The organism is Mycobacterium sp., assembly GCF_002863225.1.
In the GTDB taxonomy this organism is placed as follows: domain Bacteria; phylum Actinomycetota; class Actinomycetes; order Mycobacteriales; family Mycobacteriaceae; genus Mycobacterium.
In genome coordinates this window covers 53,930-74,464 of record NZ_PKEK01000036.1, presented here as the reverse complement: position 1 = coordinate 74,464, position 20,535 = coordinate 53,930, and the positions used below count along the sequence as shown (strand labels likewise).

At 65.0% G+C, this 20,535-nt stretch carries 24 protein-coding genes and 3 tRNA genes; 10 read left to right on the top strand and 17 right to left on the bottom strand.

Features of this window, described 5'->3' with window-relative positions; translation table 11 throughout:
* Positions 1–42: 42 nt before the first annotated feature.
* The 6 genes from CYU59_RS08885 to CYU59_RS08860 all read left to right on the top strand — a co-directional run bounded on the left by CYU59_RS08885 (position 43) and on the right by CYU59_RS08860 (position 6,323).
* Entirely contained in the window at positions 43–1,392 is a 1,350-nt protein-coding gene (locus tag CYU59_RS08885; RefSeq protein WP_292988329.1) for an AarF/ABC1/UbiB kinase family protein, read from the top strand.
* Positions 1,393–1,395: 3 nt separating this feature from the next.
* Positions 1,396–2,298 (top strand): alpha/beta hydrolase, encoded by a 903-nt coding sequence (locus CYU59_RS08880; protein WP_292988327.1) that lies wholly within the window; start codon positions 1,396–1,398, stop codon positions 2,296–2,298.
* A 127-nt stretch (positions 2,299–2,425) separates the two neighbouring features.
* Positions 2,426–3,289 carry a cyclopropane mycolic acid synthase family methyltransferase gene (locus CYU59_RS08875; RefSeq protein ID WP_292988325.1) on the top strand — a complete coding sequence of 288 codons (864 nt, stop codon included), beginning with the start codon at positions 2,426–2,428 and terminating at the stop codon, positions 3,287–3,289.
* A gap of 121 nt (positions 3,290–3,410) precedes the next feature.
* On the top strand, positions 3,411–4,307 hold the full coding sequence (locus CYU59_RS08870) for a cyclopropane mycolic acid synthase family methyltransferase (RefSeq protein ID WP_292988323.1): 897 nt from the start codon (positions 3,411–3,413) through the stop codon (positions 4,305–4,307).
* Positions 4,308–4,408: 101 nt separating this feature from the next.
* A complete protein-coding gene (locus CYU59_RS08865) occupies positions 4,409–5,101 on the top strand; it encodes a YciI family protein (RefSeq protein ID WP_292988321.1) in 693 nt (230 codons plus the stop codon).
* Between the two features lie 7 nt (positions 5,102–5,108).
* Positions 5,109–6,323 carry a sigma-70 family RNA polymerase sigma factor gene (locus CYU59_RS08860; protein WP_292988319.1) on the top strand — a complete coding sequence of 405 codons (1,215 nt, stop codon included), beginning with the start codon at positions 5,109–5,111 and terminating at the stop codon, positions 6,321–6,323.
* On the opposite strand, the gene CYU59_RS08855 is transcribed toward CYU59_RS08860, so the two are convergent.
* The 12 genes from CYU59_RS08855 to CYU59_RS08800 form a co-directional block, all read right to left on the bottom strand.
* Complete coding sequence (locus CYU59_RS08855) at positions 6,320–8,188, bottom strand: fatty acyl-AMP ligase (protein ID WP_292988317.1); 1,869 nt, start codon at positions 8,186–8,188, stop codon at positions 6,320–6,322. The genes CYU59_RS08860 and CYU59_RS08855 overlap by 4 nt on opposite strands.
* 64 nt (positions 8,189–8,252) lie before the next feature.
* Positions 8,253–8,960, bottom strand: coding sequence for a 50S ribosomal protein L1 (rplA, locus tag CYU59_RS08850; RefSeq protein ID WP_292988315.1), 708 nt, complete (start codon positions 8,958–8,960; stop codon positions 8,253–8,255).
* A 90-nt stretch (positions 8,961–9,050) separates the two neighbouring features.
* A complete protein-coding gene (gene rplK, locus CYU59_RS08845; RefSeq protein WP_292988313.1) occupies positions 9,051–9,479 on the bottom strand; it encodes a 50S ribosomal protein L11 in 429 nt (142 codons plus the stop codon).
* 39 nt (positions 9,480–9,518) lie between these two features.
* Positions 9,519–10,217: a transcription termination/antitermination protein NusG gene (nusG, locus tag CYU59_RS08840; protein ID WP_292988353.1), complete on the bottom strand. Its 699-nt coding sequence runs from the start codon at positions 10,215–10,217 to the stop codon at positions 9,519–9,521.
* Positions 10,218–10,378: 161 nt separating this feature from the next.
* A complete protein-coding gene (secE, locus tag CYU59_RS08835) occupies positions 10,379–10,801 on the bottom strand; it encodes a preprotein translocase subunit SecE (RefSeq protein WP_292988311.1) in 423 nt (140 codons plus the stop codon).
* A 165-nt stretch (positions 10,802–10,966) separates the two neighbouring features.
* Positions 10,967–11,039: transfer RNA gene (locus CYU59_RS08830), tRNA-Trp, on the bottom strand.
* Between the two features lie 135 nt (positions 11,040–11,174).
* Positions 11,175–11,675, bottom strand: a complete 501-nt coding sequence (hadC, locus tag CYU59_RS08825) for a (3R)-hydroxyacyl-ACP dehydratase subunit HadC (RefSeq protein WP_292988309.1) — start codon at positions 11,673–11,675, stop codon at positions 11,175–11,177.
* A 2-nt stretch (positions 11,676–11,677) separates the two neighbouring features.
* On the bottom strand, positions 11,678–12,106 hold the full coding sequence (gene hadB, locus CYU59_RS08820; RefSeq protein ID WP_292988307.1) for a (3R)-hydroxyacyl-ACP dehydratase subunit HadB: 429 nt from the start codon (positions 12,104–12,106) through the stop codon (positions 11,678–11,680).
* Positions 12,093–12,572 (bottom strand): (3R)-hydroxyacyl-ACP dehydratase subunit HadA, encoded by a 480-nt coding sequence (gene hadA / locus CYU59_RS08815; protein WP_292988304.1) that lies wholly within the window; start codon positions 12,570–12,572, stop codon positions 12,093–12,095. Before hadA ends, hadB begins: the two co-directional genes overlap by 14 nt.
* A gap of 49 nt (positions 12,573–12,621) precedes the next feature.
* Entirely contained in the window at positions 12,622–12,789 is a 168-nt protein-coding gene (rpmG, locus tag CYU59_RS08810) for a 50S ribosomal protein L33 (protein ID WP_003898538.1), read from the bottom strand.
* 37 nt (positions 12,790–12,826) lie between these two features.
* Positions 12,827–12,900: transfer RNA gene (locus tag CYU59_RS08805), tRNA-Met, on the bottom strand.
* Between the two features lie 37 nt (positions 12,901–12,937).
* Positions 12,938–13,010 (bottom strand) — tRNA-Thr (locus CYU59_RS08800).
* A gap of 116 nt (positions 13,011–13,126) precedes the next feature.
* Between CYU59_RS08800 and CYU59_RS08795 the strand changes: the two genes are divergently transcribed.
* The 3 genes from CYU59_RS08795 to CYU59_RS08785 all read left to right on the top strand — a co-directional run bounded on the left by CYU59_RS08795 (position 13,127) and on the right by CYU59_RS08785 (position 15,477).
* Positions 13,127–13,843: an MBL fold metallo-hydrolase gene (locus CYU59_RS08795; protein WP_292981804.1), complete on the top strand. Its 717-nt coding sequence runs from the start codon at positions 13,127–13,129 to the stop codon at positions 13,841–13,843.
* 64 nt (positions 13,844–13,907) lie between these two features.
* Entirely contained in the window at positions 13,908–14,756 is an 849-nt protein-coding gene (locus CYU59_RS08790) for a hypothetical protein (protein ID WP_292981801.1), read from the top strand.
* Between the two features lie 25 nt (positions 14,757–14,781).
* A complete protein-coding gene (locus CYU59_RS08785; protein ID WP_292981798.1) occupies positions 14,782–15,477 on the top strand; it encodes a crotonase/enoyl-CoA hydratase family protein in 696 nt (231 codons plus the stop codon).
* A 23-nt stretch (positions 15,478–15,500) separates the two neighbouring features.
* On the opposite strand, the gene CYU59_RS08780 is transcribed toward CYU59_RS08785, so the two are convergent.
* The 5 genes from CYU59_RS08780 to CYU59_RS08760 all read right to left on the bottom strand — a co-directional run bounded on the left by CYU59_RS08780 (position 15,501) and on the right by CYU59_RS08760 (position 19,762).
* Entirely contained in the window at positions 15,501–16,511 is a 1,011-nt protein-coding gene (locus CYU59_RS08780; protein ID WP_292981795.1) for a patatin-like phospholipase family protein, read from the bottom strand.
* Positions 16,508–17,854, bottom strand: a complete 1,347-nt coding sequence (locus tag CYU59_RS08775) for a DUF2254 domain-containing protein (protein WP_292981792.1) — start codon at positions 17,852–17,854, stop codon at positions 16,508–16,510. Before CYU59_RS08775 ends, CYU59_RS08780 begins: the two co-directional genes overlap by 4 nt.
* Before the next feature lie 52 nt (positions 17,855–17,906).
* Positions 17,907–18,374, bottom strand: a complete 468-nt coding sequence (gene cynS / locus CYU59_RS08770) for a cyanase (RefSeq protein WP_292981789.1) — start codon at positions 18,372–18,374, stop codon at positions 17,907–17,909.
* Between the two features lie 122 nt (positions 18,375–18,496).
* Positions 18,497–19,087, bottom strand: a complete 591-nt coding sequence (locus CYU59_RS08765) for a hypothetical protein (protein WP_292981786.1) — start codon at positions 19,085–19,087, stop codon at positions 18,497–18,499.
* Between the two features lie 222 nt (positions 19,088–19,309).
* Complete coding sequence (locus CYU59_RS08760; RefSeq protein WP_292981784.1) at positions 19,310–19,762, bottom strand: universal stress protein; 453 nt, start codon at positions 19,760–19,762, stop codon at positions 19,310–19,312.
* Between the two features lie 206 nt (positions 19,763–19,968).
* Between CYU59_RS08760 and CYU59_RS08755 the strand changes: the two genes are divergently transcribed.
* The gene (locus CYU59_RS08755) at positions 19,969–20,532 is read left to right on the top strand and encodes a hypothetical protein (protein WP_292981782.1); all 564 of its coding nucleotides are present in this window, start codon (positions 19,969–19,971) and stop codon (positions 20,530–20,532) included.
* Positions 20,533–20,535 lie beyond the last annotated feature (3 nt).

Genomic DNA, 20,535 nt, shown 5'->3' with positions numbered 1-20,535 from the left:
ACGAATTGGGACTTGATCCGGCCCATTTGAGACACTGCATACATGAGTTCCAACAACCACCGCGGGGTTGCCAGGCTTGACCGGGTGCCGCTGCCGGTCGAGGCGGCTCGCATCGGCGTGACCGGTTGGCAGCTCACCCGCACCGTAGGCCGCATCCTGACCAAGCTGCCCCGCAAGGGTCCGGTGCAGCAGAAGGTCATCAAGCAGCTCCCGCAGACCTTCGCCGACCTGGGGCCGACCTACGTCAAGTTCGGCCAGATCATCGCGTCGAGCCCTGGTGCGTTCGGCGAGCAGCTGTCCCGCGAGTTCCGCGGTCTGCTCGACCGCGTCCCACCGGCCGACAAAAACCAGGTACACAAACTCGTCAAAGAGGAACTCGGCGGCGATCCGGCCGACCTGTTCGCGCACTTCGACGAGGAGCCGTTCGCTTCGGCGTCGATCGCCCAGGTGCACTTCGCCACCCTGCACAGCGGCGAAGAGGTCGTCGTCAAGATCCAGCGGCCGGGGATCCGCCGCCGGGTTGCCGCCGACCTGCAGATCCTCAAGCGCTTCGCACAGGCCGTCGAGCTGGCCAAACTGGGCCGCCGGCTGTCCGCGCAGGACGTCGTCGCCGATTTCTCCGACAACCTGGCCGAGGAGCTGAGCTTCCGCCTCGAGGCGCAGTCGATGGAGGCCTGGGTTTCGCACCTGCACGCGTCGCCGCTGGGCAAGAACATCCGGGTGCCGCAGGTGTACTGGGACCTGACCTCAGAGAAGGTGCTGACGATGGAACGGGTGCAGGGCACCCGCATCGACGACGTCGCCGCGATCCGCAAGGCCGGCTTCGACGGCACCGAACTGGTCAAGGCATTGCTGTTCAGCCTCTTCGAGGGTGGTCTGCGGCACGGCTTGTTCCATGGCGATCTGCACGCCGGCAACCTCTATGTCGACGACAAGGGCCGGATCGTGTTCTTCGACTTCGGCATCATGGGCCGCATCGACCCGCGGACCCGCTGGCTGCTGCGCGAACTCGTACACGCGCTGCTGGTCAAGAAGGACCACGCCGCGGCCGGCAAGATCGTCGTGCTGATGGGCGCGGTCGGAACCATGCGACCCGAGGCCGAGGCCGCCAAGGACCTGGAGAAGTTCGCCACCCCGCTGACCATGTCGACACTCGGCGAGCTGTCCTACGCCGACATCGGCAAGCAGCTGTCGACGCTGGCCGACGCCTACGACGTCAAGCTGCCGCGCGAGCTGGTCTTGATCGGCAAGCAGTTTCTCTACGTCGAGCGTTACATGAAGCTGTTGGCCCCGAAGTGGCAGATGATGTCCGACCCGCAGCTCACCGGATACTTCGCGAACTTCATGGTCGAGGTCGCCCGCGAACACAACGAATCAGAGCTAGAGGTCTGACATATGCAAATCCGCACCGGCACAGCACGTTCGGGCGATTTGGACATCTATTACGAGGACATGGGCGAGCCGACCGATCCGGCCGTCCTGCTGATCATGGGCCTCGGCTCGCAGCTGTTGCTGTGGCGCGACGGGTTCTGCGAGAAGCTGGTCGCCCAGGGTCTGCGGGTGATCCGCTACGACAACCGCGACGTCGGACTGTCCAGCAAGACCGAGCGACGCAGCAACGGCGGCGCGATGATCCCGAGCATGGTCAAGTTCTTCGTGGGTGTGCCCGGCAGCGCCGACTACCGGCTCGAAGACATGGCCGATGACGCCGCCGCGCTGCTCGACCACCTCGAGATCGACAAGGCCCACATCGTCGGCGCATCGATGGGCGGCATGATCGCCCAGATCTTCGCGGCCCGGTTCAAGGAGCGCACCCGCTCGCTGGCGGTGATCTTCTCCAGCAACAACCAGCCGTTCCTGCCGCCGCCGCACCCACAGGCACTGTTCGCGGTGCTGCGGGGCCCGTCGCCGAAGTCGCCGATCGACGTGATCGCCGACTATTCGGTGAAGGTCTGGCGGATCATCGGCAGCCCGCGCTATCCCGCTCCCGAGCAGCGGCTGCGCGACGACGCGATCCGGGCCTACGAACGCTGCTACTACCCGTGGGGCACAGCCCGGCATTTCAGCGCGATCATCGCCAGCGGCAGCCTGGCCCACTACGACCGGCAGATCACCGCACCGACCGTCGTCCTGCACGGCAAGGCGGACAAGCTGCAACGACCCTACGGCGGCCGGGTGGTGGCCCGCGCCATCAAAGGTGCTCGCCTGGTGCTGTTCGACGGCATGGGTCACGACCTGCCCGAAGAACTGTGGGACGACATCACCGGCGAGCTGACCACCACGTTTGCCCTGGCCTGACCGGCGGTTTCACCGATTCGGTCTGACCAGGCCGATCGACTAGGCTGTCGGACGGATCGCCGGGGGGCGGGCAGTCTCACCTACCGCGGGTGAACACCAAGAAATATCCAGAAAGGCGCGCAGCGCGATGGCCGAAAAGCTGAGGCCGCATTTCGAAGACGTCCAGGCTCACTACGACCTGTCTGACGAGTTCTTCGCACTCTTTCTAGATCCGAGCCAGACCTACAGCTGCGCCTACTTCGAGAAGGACGACTACACGCTGGAGCAGGCCCAGCAGGCCAAGGTCGACCTGGCCCTGGGCAAGCTCGGCCTGAAACCCGGGATGACGCTGCTCGACGTCGGCTGCGGCTGGGGCAGCACGATGCGCCGCGCCGTCGAGAAATATGACGTGAACGTCATCGGCCTGACGCTGTCGAAGAACCAGGCCGGTTATGCCCAGAAGACGCTGGACGCCATCGACAGCCCCCGCACGAAGGAAGTCCGCCTGGCCGGCTGGGAGGAGTTCAACGAGCCCGTCGACCGCATCGTGTCGATCGGCGCGTTCGAGCACTTCGGCCACGACCGTTACGACGACTTCTTCACGATGGCCAACAACGCCCTGCCCGACGACGGCGTGATGTTGCTGCACACGATCACCGCGCTGGTGCCGTCGCAGATGACCGAGCGCGGCATGCCGTTGACGTTCGAGCTGGCCAGGTTCATGAAATTCATCGTCGACGAGATCTTCCCCGGCGGCCGGTTGCCGTCCATCGAAATGGTCGAAGAGCGCTCCTCGCAGCACGGCTTCACGCTGACCCGCCGGCAGTCGCTGCAGCCGCACTACGCCCGCACACTGGACTGCTGGTCGGAGGCGCTGGAGGCGCACAAGGACGAAGCCATCGAGATCCAATCGCAGGAGATGTACGACCGGTACATGCACTATTTGACCGGGTGTGCCAAGGGATTCCGGGTTGGGTATGTAGACGTCAACCAGTTCACTCTGGAGAAATGATCTGGATCGGCGCGCAGAACAGCCGCGTTGTTACTCCGGCGTCTGAAAGAGCCGGGTATTGTGCTCACGCAGCCGGGTTGCGGTAAAAGACCAGGCAGTAGGAAAGGGTTAACGATCGCTGATGCCTGAGAACCAAGACAGCTCGATACAGACACGGACGCGGCCGGAGGACATCCAGGCGCACTACGACCTCTCTGACGACTTCTTCGGACTGTTCCAGGACCCGACGCGGACCTACAGCAGCGCCTACTTCACCAGCGAGGACCAGACGCTGGAGGAAGCGCAGATTGCCAAGGTCGACCTGAACCTCGACCAGCTGGACCTTAAACCGGGTATGACGCTGCTGGACATCGGCTGCGGCTGGGGAACCACCATGCGCCGCGCGGTGGAGAAGTACGACGTCAACGTGGTCGGGCTGACGCTGTCCAACAACCAGCACGCCCGCGCTCAGCAGGTGCTGGACGGTCTGGACACCAACCGCACCCGCACGGTGCTGCTGCAGGGTTGGGAGGACTTCCACCAGCCGGTCGACCGGATCGTGTCCATCGAGGCGTTCGAGCACTTCGGCTTCGAGAACTACGACCACTTCTTCAAGAACACCTTCAACATCATGCCCGAGGACGGTCGGATGACCGTGCAGAGCAGCGTCGCCTACCACCCGTACGACCTGAACGCGCGCGGCAAGAAGGTCACCTTCGAGACGGCGCGATTCATCAAGTTCATCCTCACCGAGATCTTCCCCGGCGGCCGTCTGCCGTCCACCGGGATGATGGTCGAGCATGGCGAGAAGGCGGGCTTCGTTGTGCCCGAACCGATTTCGCTGCGGGAGAGCTACATCAGGACCCTGCACCAGTGGGGTGACGCGCTCGAGGCCAACAAGGACAAGGCCATCACGATCCAGTCCGAGCAGGTCTACGAGCGCTACATGAAGTACCTGCGCGGCTGCGAGTTCTACTTCTCCGAGGAGATGCTCGACGTCAGCCTGGTCACCTACCTGAAGCCGGGTGCGGCCGCTTAGATATTTCTGCCGGCGCGTGGCTGTCGGATTCGGGTCGCGCCGTTCGTCGGACAGGTAGAGAGTGGAACACCAGGTTCTGCTCACTACCGGAGGTGACGACGATGCAGTACCTCGCTTTGCTGTTCCGCCCGGAGCGGAACCTCACGCCCGACGAGCACGCCGCGGAGATGGCGCTCTACCAAAGCTTCCACGCCACGGCCGGCCCGGCGATCCGGGCTGGTGACGCCTTGTTGCCGCCGGCCACCGGTGCGCGCATCACCGGTGGGCCCGACGCCCCGACCGACGGCCCGTTTGCGGAGGCCGCCGAAATCGCCGGGGGCTACTACGTGTTCGAGGCTGAAAACCTCGACGACGCACTGGAACTGGCCCGCGGGATTCCGGCCGCGCGGTACGGCGCCATCGAGGTCCGGCCGATCTTCCATACCGTCGACGAGGAGTGGTCACGCTCGGACGGGCAGTGGCTGGCGCTGCTGCTCGAGCCACCCGAGGGTGTCAACATCCCGGGCACTCCGGAATGGCAGGCCGAAGCGGCGAGCCACTTCGACTTCGCCGCCGCGGCCGGCGACCAGATCGTCGGCGGCGCAGCCCTGCACGAGCCCGCGACGGCGACCACCGTCCGCGTCCGTGACGGCGAGGTGTTACTCACCGACGGACCGTTCGCCGAGAGCGCCGAAATCGCCACCGGCTTCTACCTGCTGTCCACCGCCGACCGCGACGATGTCGTCAAGCTGGCCGGAAAGATCCCGGCGTCGGCGGTCGAGGTCCGGAAGCTGGCCGGGGCGTCGGGGCTCTAATTCACGAATGGTGAACCTGGACGGCGTCTTTCGGCGCGAGTGGGGTCCGGCCGTGGCCGCGCTGGCCCGATGGTCCGGCGACCTCACCGTCGCCGAGGACGCCGTCCAGGAGGCCTTCGCCGAGGCGTTGCGGTCGTGGTCGCGCGACGGCGTTCCGAACAACCCCGGGGGCTGGGTGCTCACCGTGGCGCGCAATCGTGCTCTCGACCGGTTGCGTCGCGAATCGGTGCGCCCCGGAAGGGAATTGGCAGCAGTGGTGGACCAGATTCAGCGGCGTACCGAGGCGGAGATCCACCCGGTCCGCGACGACGAGCTGCGGATGATGTTCACCTGTGCACATCCAGCGCTGGACCGGTTGTCGCAGCTGGCGCTGACGCTTCGGCTGGTGTCCGGGCTTACCGTAGCCGAGATCGCCCGCACGCTACTGCAGACCGAAGCGGCTGTCGGACAGCGTATTACCCGGGCGAAGGCGAAGGTGCGGCACGCGAACATCCCGCTGCGGGTGCCGCCGGCAGAGCTGCTTCCGCAACGCACGCCGCATGTTCTCAGCTGTATCTACTCGGTGTTCACCGAGGGCTACTGGTCGACCGCCGGGCCATCGGCCATCCGCGACGAGCTGTGCGACGAGGGCGTCCGGCTGGCGACCGAGTTGTGCACGCTGATGCCCGCCGAACACGAGGCACATGCGCTGGCGGCGCTTGTCCAACTTCACGATTCGCGACGGGACACCCGGGTCGACGCCGACGGCGCGTTGGTGCCGCTCGAGGAGCAGGACCGCAGCCGCTGGGACCGCGGCCGGATAACCCGCGGCCTGCACCGGCTCAAGCTGGCCCACGGGTCCACCGGGCCGTACCTGCCCCAGGCGGTGATCGCCGCCGTGCATGCGACGGCGCCTTCGTGGGAGCAGACTGACTGGCGCACGATCTGTACGGCCTACGACCGGCTGGCCGCCATCACGGATTCTCCGGTGGTGCGAGCGAACCGGGCGCTGGCGTTGGGATTCCGGGACGGCCCGGACGCGGGGCTCGCGGCGCTGGAGATGGTCGCGCACGACCCCCGGCTACGGCACTCGAACCTCGTCGCGTCGGTGCGTGCTGACCTGCTGCGCCGCGCGGGACGCCGAGACGACGCGCTCACCTGGTATCGAGAAGCATTGGCGTCCAACGGTTCCGACCCGGGGCGCGATTACCTGCGCCGCCGGATCACCGAGTGCGGCGGTTAATGGCCGCGATGGCCCAGCTCGCCGTTGAGGTACAGCGCCCGGCACGCCCGACGCGCGAGTTTGCCGCTGGTGGTCCGCGGGATGACGCCCGCGGCGACCAGTCGCACGTCGGCGAGCGGCAGTCGGTGCCGGCGCGACACCGCTGCGCGGATCTCGTCAACCACCGGCTGCAGGTCGCCCCGCCCCGCGCCCGGGGCGCGCTCGGCGACGATCACGACCCGCTCCCCGACCTCGTCGGCGGAGGCGCCCGGCAACTCGTTGGCCGGCACGGAAAACGCTGCGACGTAACCGGATCGGACCTTCGGCGATGCCTCCGCGGTGGTGGCCTCGACGTCCTGCGGATAGTGGTTGCGGCCGTCGACGATGATCAGGTCCTTGATCCGGCCGGTGATGTGCAGCTCGCCGTTGAGGTAGACGCCGAGGTCGCCGGTGCGCAGCCAGGTGGCCTCGCTCGGCGCCCCCTCGGCATGGCTGCCGGCCTGCAGAGGCCGCTGCAACTTGTTGCCGAACACCCGCTGGGTCTCCTCGATGCGACCCCAGTAGCCCTGGCCGATGTTGTTGCCGTGCAACCAGATCTCACCGACTTCACCGTCGGGCGCTTCCGCCTCCGTCTCGGTGTCGACGATGACACCCCATTGGCTGCGGGCGATGCGACCACACGACACCGACGCGACGGCGTTGGGCGCATCGCGCGACACCAGAACCGCGCTGCCGCGTCCCAGCTGCTCGCGGTCCAGGTAGACCACCGTCGCCTCGGCGGACAGGTCGATCGTCGAGACGAACAACGTCGCCTCGGCCATGCCGTAGGAGGGCTTGATCGCCGTCTTCGGCAGCCCGTACGGGGCGAACGCGTTGTTGAACTTCTCGATCGAGGCGATCTTCACCGGCTCCGAGCCATTGATCAGCGACACCACATTGGTCAGATCGAGCTCCTCGCCCTGGTCAGGACGGCCCCGCTCGACCGCGAGCTCGAATGCGAAGTTCGGAGCCGCGGCGAAAGTCGGGCCGTTCTGGGATTCCACGGCCAGCTGCCGGATCCAGCGCTGCGGCCGGCGGACGAAGGCCACCGGCGACATCAGCGTCACCTGGGTGCCGAACACCGCGACGCACACGATCATCAGCAGGCCCATGTCATGATACAGCGGTAGCCAACTGACGCTGCGGATGTCCCAGTCGATTCCCGTCGAGATCACCATCTGCAGCACGTTGGTACCGATCGCCCGGTGGGTGATCTCGACACCGACCGGGGCCCGGGTGGAGCCTGACGTGTACTGCAGGTAGGCAATGTCGTCGGTCCCGAGTTGAACCGGTTCGTAGGTGGCGCCGACGGAGTCGGGCACTTCGTCGATCGCGATCACCCGAGGTCGGCGCTCTCGCGGCAGCGAGCGGACGAACTCCTGTACGGCGGCCGCCGCGGCGGTCGTCGTCAAGACCACGGAGGGCTGCGCGTCGTTCAGTACCGCGTCGAGCCGTTCGGCGTGCCCGGGAAACTCCGGTGCGAACAGCGGCACCGCGATGTCACCCGCTTTGATCGCCGCGAAGAATCCGACGATGTAGTCGATGCCCTGCGGCGCCAGGATCGCCACCCGGTCACCACGGGTGGTGACCTGCTGCAGACGCGCGCCGATGGCCCGCAACCTGGTACCCAGCTCGCCCCAGGTCAGCTCGATCGTCGAGCCGTCGGGGTCGTGAGAATAGTCGAGGAATCGGTATGCGATCGAATCACCGATGTCGTCGATGTGGCGGTCCAGAAAGGTGACCAGGCTGACGCCGTCCGGCAACACGATGCTGCCGTCCGCGTCGAGGTAGTCGGTCAGCTCCGGCCGGTCAAACCGACTGCCGTCGTTCTCGGAGGCAACTGGCATGTGAGGATTCTAAGAGACGGTGGTTCTGTTCGTCGTAATCGACCGCACCAACGGCATGCCCTGATTAGGCCTCGGTGAAGTTGCGGGTGACGGCCGGGTCGACCGGGATGCCCGGGCCGGTGGTCGTCGACACGGTGATCTTCTTCAGGTAGCGGCCCTTGGACGAAGACGGCTTGTGCCGCAGCACCTCGTCGATCGCCGCGCCGTAGTTCTCCACGAGTTGGGTGGAGTCGAACGACGCCTTGCCGATCACGAAGTGCAGGTTGGCCTGCTTGTCGATCCGGAAGTTGATCTTTCCGCCCTTGATGTCGTTCACCGCTTTGGTGACGTCCGGGGTGACGGTTCCGGTCTTCGGGTTCGGCATCAGGCCACGCGGGCCCAGGATGCGGGCGATGCGACCGACCTTGGCCATCTGGTCGGGTGTCGCGATGGCCGCGTCGAAGTCGAGGAAACCGCCTTGGATCTTCTCGATCAAGTCGTCGCTGCCGACCACGTCGGCGCCGGCCGCCGTTGCCTCCGCGGCCTTCTCGCCAACGGCGAAGACGGCGACGCGAGCCGTCTTACCGGTGCCGTGCGGGAGGTTGACCGTGCCGCGGACCATCTGGTCGGCCTTGCGCGGGTCCACTCCGAGCCGGATCGCAACCTCCACGGTCGCGTCCTGCTTGGCCGAGGACGTCTCCTTGGCCAGGTTGGCGGCCTGCAGCGGGGTGTAGAGGTTGTCGCGGTCGACCTTCTCGAGGGCCGCGCGGTATGCCTTGCTGGTCTTGCTCATTCGTTCATCCAATCTGGTGTTGGGTTGTGGTTTGCGGGCCGAAGCTGGCCCTCCCACGCATTCATTTGTCGGCGCACAGCGCGCCGGGAACTACTTGACCGTGATGCCCATCGATCGGGCGGTGCCGGCGATGATCTTGGCGGCCGCGTCGATATCGTTGGCGTTGAGGTCTTCCTTCTTCGTCTCGGCGATCTCGCGGACCTGATCCCAGGTGACCGTCGCGACCTTGTCCTTGTGCGGTTCGGCCGAGCCCTTGGCCACCTTGGCGGCCTTGAGCAGCAGGCGGGCGGCCGGCGGCGTCTTCAGCGCAAAGGTGAAGCTGCGGTCCTCGTAGACGGTGATCTCCACCGGAACGACGTTGCCGCGCTGGCTTTCCGTCGCGGCGTTGTAGGACTTGCAGAACTCCATGATGTTGACGCCGTGCTGGCCGAGCGCCGGACCGACCGGCGGGGCGGGGTTGGCTTCGCCGGCCTTGATCTGGAGCTTGATCAGCCCGACGGCCTTCTTCTTCGGGGCCATGAGTGTGGTGTTCCTTCCGACTGAATCTAAATCTGTGAACTAGATCTTGGAGACCTGGGTGAAGCCCAGTTCCACAGGTGTTTCGCGGCCGAAGATGGACACCAGCACCTTGAGTTTCTGTTGTTCGGCATTGACCTCGTTGATCGTTGCCGGCAGCGTGGCGAACGGCCCGTCCATGACGGTGACCGACTCGCCGACCTCGTAGTCGACCTCGACCACGGGACGTTCCAGACCGCCATCGGCGACCGCGGTTGCGGTGCTCGCAGCGCCCTTGACGGATTTCTTCGCAGCGCCCTGCGGCAGCAGGAACTTCACCACGTCGTTGAGGGTGAGCGCCGACGGCTTGGACGTGGCGCCGACGAAGCCGGTGACGCCCGGGGTGTTGCGCACCGCGCTCCACGATTCGTCGGTGAGATCCATCCGCACCAGGATGTAGCCCGGCAGCACCTTGCGGTTGACCTGCTTGCGCTGGCCGTTCTTGATCTCGGTGACCTCTTCGGTGGGCACCTCGACCTGGAAGATGTAGTCGCCGACGTCCAGGTTCTGCACGCGGGTCTCGAGGTTGGCTTTCACCTTGTTCTCGTAGCCGGCGTAGGAGTGGATGACGTACCAGTCGCCCGGCTTGGCGCGAAGCTCGGCCTTCAACTTCACAGCAGGATCGACGTCTTCTTCTTTGGCCGGCTCCTCGGGTGCGGCGGCCGCTTCGGCGGCCTCGTCAGCCGACGGTTCGGGCTCCAGGCCCGCCTCCGAAACCACTTCGGCCGTCGGTTGGTCCAACGATTCGGCGGTCCTGCTCGCAACCGTGGTCGCCGGATCCGCGGCCGCGATCCGCGCGTCGGACACTTCAGAGGGCGTCTGGCCCTCGAACGAAGTCACTTGTTCTGTCCTCTCATCACGTCTCAGCCGAACACCAGAAGCACGAGCTTGGCCAAGCCCAGATCCACCAGGCCGATCAACGTCACCATGAACACCAGGAACGCCAGCACCACCGAGGTGTAGGAGCCCATCTGCTTGCGGTTGGGCCAGATGACCTTGCGCAGCTCGGCAACGACCTGCTTGAGGTAGGTGAGGACGAAGACGAGCGGGTTGCCGGCCGGGTCGCCGGACTTCTTGGCCTTCTTCGGCTTTTTGGCTTTCTTGCCGGAGTCGGTGTCGGTGAGCTCGACTGCGCCCGAAGCCTCGGTGCCGTCGCCGGCCTCGGACTTCAGGCGGGACCGCTTACCGCTGGGACGCTGCGGCGCCACCACGGCCGTGCGGCCGCCCTGCGAGGTATCGGTTTCGCCGTCGGCTGCGGCGTCGGCATCGACGTGTTCGTCGCTCACCGCATGCTCCTTCGTTCAATCGTGTGCAAGGTGATCACCCTCCAGTGTCCACCATTACAGGTCCGATTCCTCCTCGGGCCATTCCGGCCCGCATCGTCGTCGGACGCATTACAGGTCCGATTCCTCCTCGGGCCATTACGGCCCGGATCGTCACCAGACGCTTTGCAGGGGCGACAGGACTTGAACCTGCAACCTGCGGTTTTGGAGACCGCTGCTCTGCCAATTGAGCTACGCCCCTTCGCTGGTTGGCAGGCCAACCTGCGCGGGTCGGAGCCTTCCGCGACGCGCGCTTCGCCCACTTGAGGGAAAAAGACGCTGGTACTGGGAAAACCCCGAGATAGCAGTGTACAGCGGAGCAGGTCTCAGGTACTAATCACGCCGTCCTGACGACCTGACCGCTTTCCATGTCCCACTTGAGGTTCACGGAGTTGTCGCCCTCGTGGCCCATCACCGTGGTGTAGGACTCCAGCACCAGCTCGCCGTGGGCGTCGCGCAGGGTGTTCCGCGTGACGACGATATCGGCTCCGAAGCGCTCCACGACCGAGTCGATTTCCATCCGGGCGTGCAGCTCGTCACCCACCAGAATCGGCCGGTGAAAGACGAATCTCTGGTCGACCTGGACGATCTGCATGCTGTCGTAGCCGGTGTCGACGTTGCGCATGAAGTCCGCTTGAACCATCTTCGCGAGGATCGTGACGAACGTCGGTGGCACGACCAGGGCGTCGTGCCCGAGTTCTGCCGCGGCTCCCTCGTCGAAATGGGCTGCATCGTCGGCCTTGACGGAACGCGCGAACATCCGCACCATCTCCCGGCCGACCACGAAGCTGTCCGGATAGTCCCAGACCATCCCGCGGATGTCGGTGTTGATCGCCATGGTTACGCCAGCTTTGCCGACGCGATCGCGCGACCGAAGATCTTCTTGCCGTCGGTGGTCGCGGTGAGGGCAATCGTCACCGACTTGTTGTCGGGGTCGACAGACTTGACCCGGCCGCTGAACTCGATCTCGGCGCCCTTACCGTCGTTCGGTACCGGTACCACCGCGGTGAACCGCACGTTGTACTCGGTGACCGCGCCGGGGTCGCCGACCCATGAGGTGACGAAGCCGCCGCCGAGACCCATGGTCAGCATGCCGTGGGCGATCGCCGTGTCGAGTCCCACGACCTTGGCGATCTCGTCATCCCAGTGGATGGGGTTCAGGTCGCCGGAGACACCTGCATAGTTCACCAAATCTTGGCGGGTCAGCGGGTAGATCTTCTCGGGAAGCTGATCACCGACCTTCACCGAATCGAACTCACGCAGTGGCATCTTTGAAACCCTCTTCTCCGTCCTCGCCTGCTCGACCCGCCAGGGTCGTGAAGGCCTCTTGAATAACCTCGCCCGCGTCGTTGGTGATGGTTTGCTTCGTCATGATGATGTCGGTGCCGTGGGCTCGACGTACCGACTCGATCTCTACATCGCAGTACAGGCGATCCCCCACCTTGATCGGGGCGAAAAATGTCAGTGCCTGGTCTACCTGGACGATCTGCGCGTCGTGGGTGGCAATATTTGCCCACTCGAAGAAGGCTGCGACCGCTTTGTAACCGAACACCGAGATGAAGGTCAGTGGTGCCGTCAACCCGTCATAGCCTAGTTCAGCGGCGGCGCGTTCCTCGAAGAACAGCGCATCCTCGTTCTTGACGGCGGCCGCGTACTCGCGGATCTTCTCCCGCTCGACAACGTAGTAATCGGGGTAGCGAAATCGCTTCCCGATGGCGTTCTGGCCCAGCGACATGACTCTTAAATGTACCTAGTCCATCTGTATAGATAGCTGACAGGTGGCGTCAGCGTGTCTCGCGGTGCGCCTGGTGCTTCCCGCAGTTGGGGCAGAACTTCTTCAGCTCCAACCGGTCGGGGTCGTTGCGGCGGTTCTTCTTGGTGATGTAGTTGCGGTGTTTGCACACCTCGCAGGCCAAGGTGATCTTGGGCCGTACGTCAGTACTGGAGGCCACGTGAGTTCTTCTTTCCGGTTTCTTCGTTGTTCTCTTGTAGCGATGGCCGGACTTGAACCGGCGACCTAACGATTATGAGTCGTTCGCTCTAACCAGCTGAGCTACACCGCCCCGCCTGCCGCGCCGCTTGCCTGCTCGGCGCCCGCCGAGCCCCCTAACGGAATCGAACCGTTGACCTTTTCCTTACCATGGAAACGCTCTACCGACTGAGCTAAGGGGGCGCACCCGATAGCGACCGGTGGGTCATGGTCGGGCCTAAAAGAGGGTACAGCCTGGTCCGCGGGGGCACCAAACGGTGAGGTTTACCCCCTGTCGCGAAGCCCTTTAGGCTGTCTGGGTGCCCGATACCGACCAGCTGTACTTCCGTCAACTGCTCTCCGGCCGCGACTTTGCCCAGGGTGACGGGATCGCCGCACAGATGCGCAACTTCGCCTATCTGATCGGCGATCGACAAACCGGAGACTGCGTGGTGGTCGACCCGGCCTACGCGGCCGGCGACCTGGTCGACACGCTGGAAGCCGACGGCATGCACCTGTCCGGTGTGCTGGTCACCCATCACCACCCCGACCACGTCGGCGGTTCGATGATGGGCTTCGAGCTGAAGGGCCTTTCCGAGCTGCTCGAACGGGTCAGCGTCCCGGTCCACGTGAATTCGCATGAAGCGTCCTACGTTTCGCGCATCACCGGAATTCCGCTCAGTGATCTCACCGCCCATGAACATGGCGACAAGGTCGCCGTCGGCGATATCGACATCGAACTGCTGCACACCCCGGGCCACACGCCGGGCAGCCAATGTTTCCTGCTCGACGGCCGGTTGATCGCCGGTGACACGCTTTTTCTGGAGGGATGCGGCCGTACCGATTTCCCCGGCGGAGATTCCGACGAGATATTCCGTAGCCTGCAAAAACTTGCACAGCTATCGGGTAATCCGACAGTATTTCCCGGACACTGGTATTCAGCCGAACCGAGTGCCTCGCTGTCTGAGGTCAAGCGTTCAAATTACGTTTACCGAGTGACTAATCTCGAACAGTGGCGAACGCTGATGGGCGGATAGCTGCGATGCAGGCCGGCTTGCCAGCGAATATCACGTGACCAAGCGCGTGATCTAGGCGAAAGCGATGGGTTCCTCGATGGACTGGGTCCGCGATCGATGGCACGAGGTGGAGGCGGCGGGGTCCGCTACCTGGCTGGCCTGGGCCGTCTGGGCGCTGCTGGCGCTCGGCATCGTCGCTCTGATCTTTGCCAACGCCGCAATCCGCCGCAGCCGTCGACAGGTCGCCGAGACCAACCGGCCGCACGTCAGCATGTTCATGGAGCCGCACGCCGCCGACTGGCACGTGATCGAACTGGTCGTCCGCAACTTCGGTAAGACGTCGGCCTACGACGTCTCCTTCACGTTCCCGCACCCCCCGACCGTCGCCGAGTACGAGAACGCCAACGACGGCTACGCCGACGTGGTCGAGCTGCAACTCCCCCGCCAGCTGCCGGCGCTGGCCCCCGGCCAGGAATGGCGCACGGTATGGGATTCCGCGCTCGACCGCACCGAGCTGGGCGAGGGTATCGAGTCGCGCTTCCCGGGGACGGTCACCTACTACGACCGCGCCGACACCCCCCGCGGCTGGAAGTTCTGGCAGCGCCGACGTCGGCCGCTGGAGACCAAGGTCGTGCTCGACTGGGCATCGCTGCCGCCGGTGCAGCGCATCGAGCTGATGACCACCCACGATCTGGCCAAGCGGGAGAAGCAGAAGCTGGAGCTGCTGCGCGGCCTGCTGACCTACTTCCACTACGCCGCCAAGGAGACTCGGGCCGACGTGTTCCGCGCCGAGATCGAACGGATCAACCGCGCGGTGGACGAGACCAAGGACCGTTGGCGCACCCGGCAGATCGAAGCGCCGCCGACCGACGTCAGCCTGCGTTGGGGCAGCGCGGAGGACGAACTCGGCAAGCACCGCGGCGAACGGGTCTAGCTGCGCGTCTGATTCAATCGCTGCTATGAGCGGTCCAGTCACTTATCGTCTCGCAGATTCCATCGCGTTCATCACCATGGACGACGGCAAGGTCAATGTGCTCGGCCCGACGATGCAGCAGGCATTGCAAGAGGCCATCGACAACGCCGACCGCGACGACGCCGGTGCACTGGTGATCGCGGGAAACGACCGTGTTTTCAGTGGCGGATTCGACCTGAAGGTCTTCAATTCCGGAGACGTGCAAGCCTCCGTCGAGATGCTCAAGGGCGGGTTCGAGCTGTCGCACCGGCTGCTGTCGTATCCCAAGCCGGTGGTGATGGCCTGTACCGGTCACGCGATCGCGATGGGCGCGTTCCTGTTGGCCAGTGGCGATCACCGAATTGCGGCTCCGGGGTACAACATTCAGGCCAACGAGGTCACGATCGGCATGACGATTCCTTACGCGGCACTGGAAGTGATGAAGCTGCGCCTGACGAGGGCGGCATTCCAGCAGTCGGCGGGTTTGGCGAAGACGTTCTTCGGCGAGACCGCTGTGGCCTCCGGGTGGGTCGACGAAATCGTGCTACCGGACATGGTGCTCAGCCGAGCCGAGGAAGCGGCGCGCGACTTCGCCACGTTGAAGCAACGCGCTCATGCGTCGACGAAGTTGCGCACCCGGGCTGAAGCGCTGACTGCGATTCGCGCCGGAATCGACAACATGGCAGACGAATTCACTGGCTGAACCGCCGGCGACAGGGCAGTTGGTCAGGCGACGGGCCGCCGGAACCGCTCGAGGTATTCGTCCCAGTCCCAGCTCTGCAGGAATTCGTCCGCGGCCTCGTGACCGCTTCGGTACAGCTCCTGCATCTGCTTGGGGCCGATACCGAAGTCGAGGAAACCGACTTTCGACGAGTCGACCCTAATCGCCCGCGAGTCGACCCACGGTTGGTTCAGGTAAGCCTGGTCGCGGCCGACGATCATCGTGGTGATCAAGGCTTCGATCAGCGGCGGGCCACCGAAGAGCCAATTCACCGGCGCCAGAGCGGGAATCAGCTTGTCGTTGCCCTGCGGCAGGTTGGGCAGCAGCGTCACACCGAAAGTCGGCCAGCGCGGCGGCCTTCCGTCACGCCGGTCGAATGAGTCGATCGGGAAGTTCGACAGCATGCCGCCGTCGACCAGGGTCGAGGTCAGGCCGGCGGCGCTGGTCAACTTGACCGTCTTGAAGAAGAAAGGGATCGACATCGACGCCCGGACCGCGTCGGCGACCAGTTGCTCGTCGGGGTCCAGCCCGTAGAGCCTGCGGTAGTCCCACGGCAGCCGGACCAGCTGGCCGGTCGTGACGTCGGCGGCGGTCACCACCAACCGATAGCGCTCCTCCGGTGGGACGCTGGTGTTCTTGATCGCCAGGTCACCGAAGGTGTGCACGCCGAGGTTGGCCAGTTGGGATTTGATCCAGTCGTGTGCGTAATCGCCTTTGTAGATACCGGTTTCGCTCAACACACCCCACGCCGGGCCGAGCAGTGGGATGCCGGTGATGCGGGTGGCATCGAGGAATTTCTTGTACGGCAGCGTCATGGTGAGCTGCTCGACCTGCTCGGGTGTCAGCTGGTCGGCGCCGGCCGCGAGGATGGCCCCGACGACCGAGCCCGCCGAGGTGCCCGAGACGCGCTGGATCGCGTAGCCGGCCTCCATCAGCGCGACGGCGGCACCAGCCAGACCGATGCCTTTGACGCCGCCGCCGGACAGGACGAGATCTGCCTTCAGGTCGTCGGTCACGTCCCCACGGTAACGGCTGGCGTGATGAGCCTCAGGACCGCCTCGTACCGCCCAGTCACGGCGGCGCGATCGACCGGGTCGGCGACCGATGCGATATTGGAGCGCTGGATGGCCTCGGCTTGCCGGATCAACGCGGTGCGACGCTTCCGATCCGGCACTTGTTCGATGACCTTCGCAATCGCGTCGAGTTGCCGAATCATGATGGCGGGCATGCCGACTGCCGCTTGGCGGATGGTGTCGAAGGCGCGCTCGACCAACCTGTCGAAATCGGGCTGGAACGCGATGACGCGGATGAGGCCTTCGGCGTCGCGCCGCACCCGCTGCGGATGCCAGACCGGCGCGATCCGGCACAGACAGTCGGCAATCCAGTCGACGCACGTCATGCCGGTGAAGGTGTCGTTGACCGCTGGCGACAAGGCCCGCAGAGCGATCTCGACCAGTTGATCGAAGCCGAACGAGACATCTTGCGGAAGCGTGCGATACGCCCCCGCGACATGGCCCAGCGCCAGATTTTCAGCCACCGATGCGGCCGCCTCCGGTGGCCATACTCTGGCGATAACCTGTCCTGCCACCATGAAATGACCTGGGCGGTAGGGTAATTGAACGACAGCGTCGGCCTTTGCGGCGATTTTCACCAACACGTCGTGCCGGATCACCTGGAGGTAACCGCTGCGCGGAGTGCGGATCAAAGCTCCGTCGTCCACCAGTCGCCGCAGCAGTTCATCGTGAGACGGGCCTCGCGCGACGCCGGCCGGGCATGCGTCGGCGCGCTCCATCGCGGTGACTTCATTGACCAGGGTTGTGGCGATGTTCGCAATCACGACCGGAAGCTGGATCATCGTCGCGACGTGGTTGAGAAAGTAGATCAGCACGGCCACATCGAGCAGCGCGAAGACCAGGGTCGTGGTGATCGAAAGATGTGGCACGAAGTCACCGTGCGGTCCCCCGCCGACCGACACCAGCGCGATCATCGCGTAACAGAAGCTCGCAACGAACGTGCCGAGAGCCAACTGAGTTCCGGGGTCGCGGACGAAGTTGCGCAGCATCCGCGGCCCGAACTGAGTCGAGGCCAGCGTCAACGCCACGATCGTGATCGAGAAGACGATGCCCACCACGGTGATGATGGCCGCCGCGACGGTGGCCAGCAGCACCCGCGCAACATCCGCGGTGCCGCTGATCACCCACGACGGCAGGGCGATCGAACCGTTGTAGGCGGCTCGATCGACGCTGTAGGTGATTCCGAACAGCACGGCCGCGGCGACCGTTTCGACGAACGGGACCACCCACAGATTGGTCCGCAGCGCCTCACGCCGCCAATCGGCCTCGAAGTACGGACCGTGCATCTGGTGAATCTAGGCGCGCTCCACCTCGGGTGCCCGCGTCTTGACGGATTATTTACGGCTGCGCCGAAACCCAGTCGTAGGGAAGGAATTTGCCGTCAAAGGTCACTACGACGCGGTCGCCGGACGGGTGCGGTTTCTTCTGCATGTCGATGCTGAAATTGATTGCGCTCATGATGCCGTCACCGAAGTTCTCGTGAATGAGTTCCTTGAGCGCCGGCCCGTACACCTGCAGGGCCTCGTAGAAGCGGTAGATGGTCGGGTCGGTCGGCACTGCGGTGGGCAGGCCACCGCGATACGGCACCGCGGCCAGGATCGGGACGGCGGATTCGTCGAGGCCGAGTGTGTCGACCAGCACTTTGCCGAGTTCGGCGGGAATCGGGTGCTGGCCGAGGAGGGCGGCGGTGGTCCAGACGACCGGCCGGTCGATGGCGTCGGCCAGTTGCTGCCACGTCAGGCCCTTGGCCAAGCGGGCGACGACGATCTGTTCGGTGATCTCGTTGCGGGTCATGAGTACCAGCATGAACCATGCCTGTGACGCGCTGTCTCGGCCCCTCGCCTTCGACGGCACGCACCGCGGGCTATCGCCTGTGAAAAATGCTGCGGCAGAACCCCGTTCACGAGGCTCTGCCGCAGCGAGGTAGATCAGGCTGCCGACAGTGAGGGCAGCGCCTTCGACCGGGTGCGGGCGGCAAGCTTGCTGCCGAGGCCGCTGAGGATCTCCGCAGGCCGTTGCTGCTCACCCTGTTGCGCGCCGAGGACCACAACGGTCCCGGTCAACACGGGAAGCACCCACTGGAGATAGCGCAGTTGACGCTGCGCACTCGCGACGTCGTCGGGTGTTTCCGACGACGGTTCGGTTGCTCCGTGGGCGGCGTGGCCGTCACCCTGAGCGGTCTTGGCACCGAGCGCTCCGCTGTAGGCGGTGGCGCCGAGCGCGGCACCGGTGGCGATCAGCTTGGTGACGGTGTTGGCCGTGACACCGGCCTGGTTCTTGGCCCGGCGGCGGTTCGCGTACAGGATCGCCCCGCCGCCAACTAGGTGCGCGGCGATCGCAGCGGCATTGACCGGGCTCCACTTCGCCCATCCGACTGAGGCAACACGCGCACGGTCGCGCGGTTCGCGGACTGCGGCAGCGGCGCCGTTGACACCGACGGCGCCCATCAGTGCACCGCCGAACCACGCGGCCGCTCCGAGGTCGTGCAGGGACCGGACGACAGTATTTCGATTAGACATGGAAAACCTTCCTCAAAATGCGCAGAATTAAGCCCGGGCAGATGCGGGCTACGCAAAATTTGCTGTTCCAACGCAACGTGATTTGACGTTGTGCGGGTGGGATACACGCCTGTTGGCGATCCGAAACCTACTAGCCGCGGGCACTTCGCACGAAGTTGGATCTCGCCCGCCCACCGGTAGCGAATACGGCCGTGAATCAGCTGGCCGCACAACCGAATCGGGTCAGTCGCTGGTGTGGGCGATCAGGACGTCGATCTTGGCTCGATTGGCCACCGCACCCGGTATCGAGAACACCCGCCCGATGATCGCCGCCCCGGTGTCGAGGCCGACGTTGCCGACCACCAGCAGATCGGCACCCTCCTTCTCGGCGAGGTCGACCAGCGCACGAACCGGACTCCCCTGGACCGGGCGGTCCTCGATCTTGGTCGCCCCCGCCGCTTTGGCGCGGTCACGGGCGTCGTGCAGCGTCGCGTACACGGGTGCAGTTCCGGTGACCTTGTAAGCCTCCGAGCCCAAGGCGTCAGCCGCGCGGGTGTCGTCCTTTTCCGGGAGGTAACCGGTGGCGATGATCAGCTTTGCGTCGGAGTCGGCAGCGATCGCGCCGGCGCGATCGACGGCGCGCAGTGACGAGTCAGAGCCGTCGGTGCCGACCAGCACGGTGTGGTAAGTCGTCATACGCAGACGTTATCGCCCCTGCCGATCGTGGCCTGCCGTTTCCGGAGAAATGCGCCGGCCTGCTCCGACCGACCAGGATTACCCGCTCTGGGCTATGGGTATTTGACCTGTTGGGCATGTGAGCCCGCCGGTTGCCGGAAAAGATGCAACACCCAGTCGCCCGATGGAGGGCGTTACGGTTTCCGAGTGCGAATGAGGCCGCCGCCATGGCCAGATCATCACATCTATCTCCCAGCAGATACCAGCGCGACCAGCGGTTCACGGTGGTCAGCTGGGTCGTCATCATCGTCATCGGCCCATTGGCCGGGGCATACCACTACTGGGCGTCTGCGAGATCAGACTCGCAGGACACCGGCGCCATCGAACAGGCCGGCAGCGCGCCCCCGTCGATGCGGATGTGGCTCGACGAATCCGAGCCGTCCATCAATGGTCTGGTCGCCGCCCGCAACACCATCGCCGCTGCCGCGGCTCATCAGGACATCGCCGGCACCGGCGCGGCCTGCCAGAGCGCCACGACGGCGGTTGCCGATCTGAGGGTGAAGCTGCCGAGTCCTGAACCGGTGGTGAATAGTCTTCTGCAGCAAGCGATCAGCAGTTATACGACCGGGCTTCCCTACTGCGTCATCGCCACCAAGGCCGCGGACGGCGAAGGCCTGCAACGCGCGGCGGGGTACATCAGCGAAGGCGACACGGCCATGCAGGGTTGTCTCGACGTTCTCGGCAATGAAGAAGCGACCCAACCCGGCAATCTCGGGGTGCTGATCGTATAGCTT